The organism is Bradyrhizobium sp. ORS 375 (assembly GCF_000239775.1).
GTDB lineage: Bacteria > Pseudomonadota > Alphaproteobacteria > Rhizobiales > Xanthobacteraceae > Bradyrhizobium.
The window spans coordinates 75,746-83,181 of sequence record NZ_CAFI01000297.1 but is presented as its reverse complement, the minus strand read 5'-3'; the positions used below and the strand labels follow the sequence as shown (position 1 = coordinate 83,181).

8 protein-coding genes and 1 tRNA gene are annotated in these 7,436 nt (G+C 68.2%); all 9 read right to left on the bottom strand.

The window, feature by feature from the left end; all coding sequences use genetic code 11:
• Window positions 1–45: 45 nt before the first annotated feature.
• Window positions 46–121 (bottom strand) — tRNA-Phe (locus BRAO375_RS21990).
• Between the two features lie 174 nt (window positions 122–295).
• Complete coding sequence (gene yacG, locus BRAO375_RS21985; protein WP_009029644.1) at window positions 296–493, bottom strand: DNA gyrase inhibitor YacG; 198 nt, start codon at window positions 491–493, stop codon at window positions 296–298.
• 105 nt (window positions 494–598) lie between these two features.
• Window positions 599–1,228: a Maf-like protein gene (locus BRAO375_RS21980; protein WP_008962300.1), complete on the bottom strand. Its 630-nt coding sequence runs from the start codon at window positions 1,226–1,228 to the stop codon at window positions 599–601.
• Between the two features lie 180 nt (window positions 1,229–1,408).
• Window positions 1,409–1,879, bottom strand: a complete 471-nt coding sequence (locus BRAO375_RS21975) for an arsenate-mycothiol transferase ArsC (RefSeq protein WP_009029643.1) — start codon at window positions 1,877–1,879, stop codon at window positions 1,409–1,411.
• A 54-nt stretch (window positions 1,880–1,933) separates the two neighbouring features.
• A complete protein-coding gene (locus tag BRAO375_RS21970) occupies window positions 1,934–2,440 on the bottom strand; it encodes a UPF0262 family protein (protein WP_006613054.1) in 507 nt (168 codons plus the stop codon).
• Complete coding sequence (hisD, locus tag BRAO375_RS21965) at window positions 2,437–3,732, bottom strand: histidinol dehydrogenase (RefSeq protein WP_009029642.1); 1,296 nt, start codon at window positions 3,730–3,732, stop codon at window positions 2,437–2,439. Before hisD ends, BRAO375_RS21970 begins: the two co-directional genes overlap by 4 nt.
• An 86-nt stretch (window positions 3,733–3,818) precedes the next feature.
• Window positions 3,819–4,268 (bottom strand): DUF2948 family protein, encoded by a 450-nt coding sequence (locus BRAO375_RS21960; RefSeq protein ID WP_009029641.1) that lies wholly within the window; start codon window positions 4,266–4,268, stop codon window positions 3,819–3,821.
• A gap of 15 nt (window positions 4,269–4,283) precedes the next feature.
• Entirely contained in the window at window positions 4,284–5,573 is a 1,290-nt protein-coding gene (gene murA, locus BRAO375_RS21955) for a UDP-N-acetylglucosamine 1-carboxyvinyltransferase (RefSeq protein WP_009029640.1), read from the bottom strand.
• A gap of 140 nt (window positions 5,574–5,713) precedes the next feature.
• Complete coding sequence (locus BRAO375_RS21950; RefSeq protein WP_009029639.1) at window positions 5,714–7,432, bottom strand: FAD-dependent oxidoreductase; 1,719 nt, start codon at window positions 7,430–7,432, stop codon at window positions 5,714–5,716.
• Window positions 7,433–7,436: the final 4 nt, after the last annotated feature.

Below are 7,436 nucleotides of genomic sequence, written 5' to 3'. Positions count from 1 at the left end.
GGGCTACGGCCTGGCTGCGCCACGCGTAGCCCGCAGGGCGAAGCGTGGTGCCCAGGGGCGGGATCGAACCACCGACACTGCGATTTTCAGTCGCATGCTCTACCAACTGAGCTACCTGGGCAGGTCTCGTTTGCGGCCAAAAAGCCCAACGAGCCGGCGGGTTATAGTGGGACGAAACGGTGCTGTCTACCGCCCTGAGGGGAAGTTTTCACATTCCTTTCGCAGTTGCGCGGAACGCCCCGGGGCCGCCGCCGGACGGCGGTCGCCGAAAGGGCAAAGCCATGAAAACACGGCCTTATTCCACGTCGTCCTCGTCGCCCTCGGTGGCCGGGATGACATAGGAGCCGCTGAGCCAGCGGTTGAGGTCGACATCGCGGCAGCGCGGCGAGCAGAACGGGCGCGATGCATCCGCGGCGGGCCGGTTGCAGATCGGGCAGCGGCGGATGGGTTTTGCCGCGGAAGCGGTCTTGGTGTGGGTCGATTCGTCGGACATGGCCGCTATCTAGGCGACCGCGCAGCCCAATGCATCCCCCAGAGCATGATCCGGAAACGGGAGCCCGATTGTCCAGGACGATCGGGCTCAATCCAGAAGGCAACGTCAGACGCCGACGGTGTTCAGCCACCCGAAGCGGATCGGAAAGCCCTCGCCGGCGAGCAGGGTCGTGGTTTCGTAGAGCGGCAGGCCGACGACGTTGGTGTAGGAACCGACCATCTTGACCACGAAGGAGCCGGCGATGCCCTGGACGGCGTAGCCGCCGGCCTTCCCGCGCCATTCGCCGGAGCCGATATAGGCCTGGATGTCGTCCTCGCTGAGCCGCTTGAAGCGGACGCGGGTCTCGACCAGCCGCTGGCGGAACGCCTCCTTCGGCGTGACCAGCGTGATCGCGGTGTAGACGCGGTGGTTGCGGCCGGACAAGAGGCGCAGGCACTGCGAGGCCTCGTCGACCAGGTTGGCCTTCGGCAGGATGCGACGGCCGACCGCCACGACCGTGTCGGCGGAGATGATGAAGGAGCCGCGCAGCTCGTCGTCGAGCTGGACGGATTTCAGCGCCGCGTCGGCCTTGGCGCGGGCGAGGCGGTTGGCGCAGGCGCGCGGCAGCTCGCCGCGCTTCGGCGTCTCGTCGACATCGGCCGGGCGCAGCGCGTCGGGCTCGATGCCAGCCTGGTTGAGCAGCGCCAGACGCCGCGGCGAACCGGATGCAAGAACGATTTTGGGACGGCCGAGCATGCTGATTTCGCTGGGGATTCGGAAAGCCGAGGGGCGGGCGCGCGGAACCTATCGGAAGGGCTGTCATTCCACAACCCGAAGGGTGCGACAAGCTGCGACCGGCCTGCTCTACGGTGCGAGTTTGAGCGCGGGACGACGCTGGGATTTCGGTTCGATGACACCTTGCGGGGGAACTTGGAACTACAGACCCGCAGGCCCGGGCTTGGCGAAGCGCTTGCGGATGCGCGTGAACAGGCCGTCGAGGACCTCGCGATAAGCCGACAGCTTCTGCTCGCGATTACCGTCGGTCGTGGTCGGATCCGGCGTCGGCCAGTATTCGACGTCGGCGGCGATGGTGCGGGTCAGCTCGAGGGCCTTGTGATGCGCTTCCGGAGAAAGGGTGATGATGAGGTCGAAGTTCAGGCCTTCCCAGTCCTCGAGCTCCTCGAAGGTGGTCGGCTTGTGCTGCGAGATGTCCTGGCCGAGCTCGGCCATGACGGAGACGGCGAACGGGTCGAGCTCGCCCTTCTTGACGCCGGCGGAGCGGACGTAGAGCGCTTGCGGAAACATCTGGCGCAGCAGGCTCTCGGCCATCGGCGAGCGCACGCTGTTCTGCCCGCAGGCGAACAGCACCGCCTGCGGCTGGCGCGCGCGCGGCGGCCCCTCGGCCATGCGGCTAGGCGCCCTTGGCCGGACGGCTGGCGGCGCGGTGGCGGGCGCGCGGCATCACTGGCCCTCGCCCTTCCAGTGCAGCACCGTGATCAGGGTGAACAGCCGGCGCGAGGTCTCGAAATCGACCCGCACCTTGCCCTTGAGCCGCTCCTGCAGGGTGCGCGAGCCCTCGTCATGGATGCCGCGGCGGCCCATGTCGATCGCCTCGATCTTGTCGGGCGTGGCGGTGCGGATCGCCTGGTAGTAGCTGTCGCAGATCATGAAATAGTCCTTCACGATCCTGCGGAACGGCGACAGCGACAACAGGTGCGTGACGACCGGCGTGCCGTCCTCGCGGCGGATGTCGAACATCAGCCGGTTGGCGGTGATGCCGAGATGCAGGGTGAAGGGGCCGGTGCCGTCGGCGCCCTCGGGCGCGAACAGGTTCTCCTCGACGAGGTCGTAGATCGCGATCGCCCGCTCATGCTCGATATCCGGACCGGAGCGGCCGATCGACTCCTCGTCGAGCGTCACCGCCACGATGCGATTGGTCCGGTCGTCGCCTGGCGGGTGCTGGGTCATGGCAGATTGAGGCGTATTCCCACGGAGCGTGAATGGGCGTCGAGACCCTCGGCCTTGCCCAGAGTCATCGCCGCTGGCCCCAGCGCGCGCAACTGGTCCGGACCGCATTTCAACAGCGACGTGCGCTTCATGAAGTCGAGCACGCCGAGACCGGAGGAGAACCGCGCCGAACGCGCGGTGGGCAGCACGTGATTGGAGCCGCCGACATAATCGCCGATCGCCTCCGGCGTGTGCGCGCCGAGGAAGATGGCACCGGCATTCCGGACCTTGGTCGCGAAGGCATCGGGATCGGCGGTCATGATCTCCAGGTGCTCGGCGGCGATGGCGTCCGCCAGCGGCACGGCCTGGTCGAGATGGTCGACCTCGATGATGGCGCCGAAATCGGCCCAGGACGCGCCGGCGATCGCGGCGCGGGGCAAGGTCTTGAGCTGGCCCTCGACGGCGCGGGCGACGTCGGAGGCCAAGCGCGGGCTGTCGGTGATCAGGATCGATTGCGCGCTGGCGTCGTGCTCGGCCTGGGCGAGCAGATCGGCGGCGATCCAGTCGGCATTGCCGCTGTCGTCGGCGATGACCAGCACCTCGGAGGGGCCGGCGATCATGTCGATGCCGACCTTGCCGAACACCAGCCGCTTGGCCGCGGCGACATAGGCATTGCCCGGGCCGACGATCTTGGCGACGGGGGCAATCGTCGCCGTACCATGGGCGAGCGCGGCCACGGCCTGGGCGCCGCCGACGCGGTAGATCTCGGAGACGCCGCCGAGATGCGCGGCGGCCAGCACCAGCGGATTGAGCCTGCCGTCCGGCGCAGGCACCACCATCACCAGCCGGCCGACGCCGGCGACCTTGGCGGGAATGGCGTTCATCAGCACCGAGGACGGATAGGCCGCGGTGCCGCCGGGGACGTAAAGACCGGCGGATTCGATCGCGCTCCAGCGCCAGCCGAGCTCGACGCCGGCGGCATCGGTGAAGCGCTGGTCCTGGGGCAGCTGCTTGAGATGAAACGCCTCGATGCGGTCGCGGGCGAATTTCAGCGCATCGACGGTCGCGCTGTCGCAGGCCTTCACAGCCGCCTCGACCTCGGCGGGCGTCACGCGCAGCGTGGCGGCGGTCAGCTCCAGCCGGTCGAACTTGGCCGTCGCCTCGAGCAGCGCCGCATCGCCGCGTTTGGCGACGTCGTCGACGATGGCGCGGGCGGCGGCTTCGACGTCGGCGGAGGTCTCGCGCTTGGCGGCGAGAAACTGCCGAAACTGGGCCTCGAAATCGGCGCTGGCGCGGGACAGGCGAATGGGCATCTCTGGCACTTTCCGAAGGGGTGGCTGCCCCCGACCCCCTGCTCAATGGCGCGGCAGCGCGGGGCCGTCAACCCTTTGAAACTGCCCTACCCGGTCAGCGGCGGGACGTCGTCGATCTCGCCGACGCCGAGATCGTCAGCGCCGAGATCGGTCAGCTCGCATTCCAGGCATTCGACATCCAGTCGCAGCGCGCCGCCATGCGAGAACAGCAACAGCGCGCTGCCGGCGGGCGGCTCGGTGCCGGGATGGAATTCGATCCCGATCAGCTCCAGCGCCGCGTCGGGCGCGGCGAGGTCGATGCGGCGCGACTTGCAGGCCAACACGCGGTCGAAGCGTAGCGCGGCGAGAAGCCGGCGCGGCTCGGTCTCGCCGTGCAGCGCCTGGTCCCAGTCGAGCCGGTTCATGCCGATGACCAGCCGCTTCTCGGCCTGGCGCCAGATGATATCGGCCGGCTGCACCCGCGCATCCTGCACGTGGGCGGAGATCACGGCGAGATCGTCGGCGTCGAGCGCGATCAGTTTGAGCCGGTCGGTCACGACATCATCCTCTCCTCATTCGCGGATCCGCTCGATGGTGGCGCCGCAGGCCTTCAGCTTGTCCTCTAGCCGCTCGAAGCCGCGATCGAGATGGTAGACGCGATTGATCATGGTCTCACCTTCCGCCGCGAGCCCCGCAATCACCAGCGACACCGAGGCGCGCAAATCGGTCGCCATCACGGGCGCGCCGCGCAGGGTCGAGATGCCCTCGATCCGCGCGGTCTCGCCGTCCAGACTGATACGCGCGCCGAAGCGCGCCAGTTCCTGGACGTGCATGAAACGGTTCTCGAAGATGGTCTCGGTGATCGCCGATGCGCCCTGCGCCCGCACCATCAGCGCCATCAACTGGGCCTGCAGGTCGGTCGGAAATCCGGGAAACGGCGCCGTCGCGACCTGCACCGGGCGGATGCCGTGACCGTTGCGAACCACGCGAATGCCCTCGGCGTCGCTCGAGATCTCCGCGCCTGCCTCGGCCAGCACGTCAAGCGCGGACTGCAACAGCTCGGGCCGCGCACCCGCGAGATGGACATCGCCGCCGGTCATCGCGGTGGCGATCGCATAGGTGCCGGCCTCGATGCGGTCCGGCAGCACCGTATGCCGGGCGCCGTGCAGAGACGCCACGCCTTCGATCTCGATGCGGGGCGTGCCGGCACCGGAGATGCGCGCGCCCATCTTGTTCAGGCAATCCGCAAGATCGGTGATCTCCGGCTCGCAGGCTGCGTTGGTGATGACGGTCGTACCTTTGGCGAGCGCTGCGGCCATGACCGCAACATGGGTGCCGCCGACGGTGACCTTAGGAAAGTCGATGTTGCCGCCGCGCAAGCCGCCCGGCGCCTTGGCGACGACATAGCCGGCGTCGATCTCGATGCTGGCGCCGAGCTTCTCCAGCGCCATGATCAAAAGATCTACCGGCCGCGTGCCGATGGCGCAGCCGCCGGGCAAGGACACCCTGGCCTCGTGCATGCGCGCGAGTAGCGGCGCGATCACCCAGAAGCTGGCGCGCATCCGGGATACCAGCTCATAAGGCGCGGTCGTGTCGATGATGTTGGCAGCGGAAATCTGCAACGTCTGGCCCTGGTACTGGCCATCGCCCGGGCGCTTGCCAACGGACATGATGTCCACGCCGTGGTTGCCGAGGATGCGTTGCAGTTGCGCGACGTCGGCGAGGCGCGGGACGTTGTCGAGGATCAGCGTCTCCGGCGTCAGAAGACCCGCAATCATCAGCGGCAGGGCGGCATTCTTCGCGCCCGAAATCGGGATGATGCCGTGAAGCGGGGAGCCGCCGACGATGCGAATGCGATCCATGCTGGTCCTATGGGAGCTGGCCGGGAAATCGGGCTGAGATGGGCGCAACAGGACCGACATTACGGCGATTTGATGAGTTCGCAACGGCAGGTCGCACCTCCGAGGACGTCATCCCCTGACGGTGCAACCCGGCGCCCGAATCACACCGGCGGGACCAGCGCATCGGCCAAGAATCCGTGCAGCGCCGCCACCACCTGGGCGCCCTCGCCGATCGCGCCGCCGACTCGCTTGACCGAGCCGGAGCGGACATCGCCGACCGCGAAGACGCCGGGCACCGAGGTCTCCAGCGGCGACACCATCCGCCCGGCATTCTGCTCGGACTGCGCCCCCGTCACGACGAAGCCGGCGCGGTCGAGCGTCACGCCGCAATCGCCGAGCCAGCCGGTCGCGGGATCGGCGCCGACGAACAGAAACAGATGGCTGATGTCGGCGGGCATCTCCTCGCCGGAAAGCCGGCTCTTCAGGGTGATGCGCTCAAGCCCCGTGTCGGGACCGCCGTCGAGCCCGACCACCTCGGTGTTGAACAAGAGCTCGATGTTCGGCGTCGCCTCGATGCGCTCGATCAGATAGCGCGACATCGAGGCGGCAAGGCCGCCGCCGCGGATAATCATCCGCACCTTCTTGACGTGCCCCGACAGAAACACCGCCGCCTGGCCCGCGGAGTTGCCGCCACCGACGAGAGCGACCTCCTGCCCCGCGCACAGCCGCGCCTCGATCGGCGAGGCCCAGTACCAGACGCCGCGGCCTTCGAACTCCTTCAGCCGCGCGAGATCGGGACGGCGATAGCGTGCGCCGCTGGCCACGACGACCGAGCGCGCCCGCACCTCGTCGCCGCCCTCCAGCGCCAGCACGAAGGCGCCGTTCTTGCGCTCGCAATCGAGCGCCGTCACCGACACCGGGATCATGATCTCGGCGCCGAACTTCTGCGCCTGGTTGAAGGCGCGCGCGGTCAGCGCGAGCCCGGTGATGCCGGTGGGAAAGCCAAAATAGTTCTCGATGCGTGCGCTGGCCCCGGCCTGACCCCCGAAGGCACGCTGATCGAGCACCGCGACCGACAGACCTTCCGATGCGCCGTACACCGCGGTGGCAAGCCCCGCCGGCCCGCAGCCGACGACAGCCACATCATAGATCTTCTCGCCACGCGGACCGCCGATCATGCCGACGGCGCGCGCCAGCTCGGTCTCGCTCGGATTGCGCAGCACGCTGCCGTCTGAGACTACCACCAGTGGCAGCTCCGCCGGAGTCGGCGAATAGCGTGCGATCAGGTCGGCGGCATCGTGATCGACAGCCGGATCGAGCAGATGATGCGGAAAGCCGTTGCGGGTGAGAAAGCTCTGCAGACGCGCGATCGCCGCCGATTGCGGCGGCCCGATCATGACCGGGCCGCCGGCGCCGCCCTGGATCAGATTCACCCGGCGCAGGATCAGCGCGCGCATGATGCGCTCGCCGAGATCGGCCTCGGCAATCAGCAGCGCCCGCAGCCGCGCCGGCGGAATCAGAATCACCTCGACATCGCCCTCGGCATGGCCATCGACCAGCGCGACGCGGCCCGAGAGCTGAGCAATCTCGGCGAGAAACTGCCCCGGCCCCTGGTCGATCACCGGGGTGACGTGGCCGAGACCATCGCGCTGGGTGATGGCGACATGGCCCTTGAGGATGACGAACATGCCGGGCCCGGGCTTGCCGGTCTCGAACAGCATTTCACCGTCGCGATAGGCGCGGATCTCACCGAAGCCGCGCAGCCGCGCGATCTCCTGCGACGTCAGCTCCGGAAAAGTCTGCTCGAAGCGGGCAAAGGTCTTTGCCGGCTCCGCATGCCCTGCCGCGGCCTTGGCCTCCGTCCCGTCAGTCGCAGCCATCACG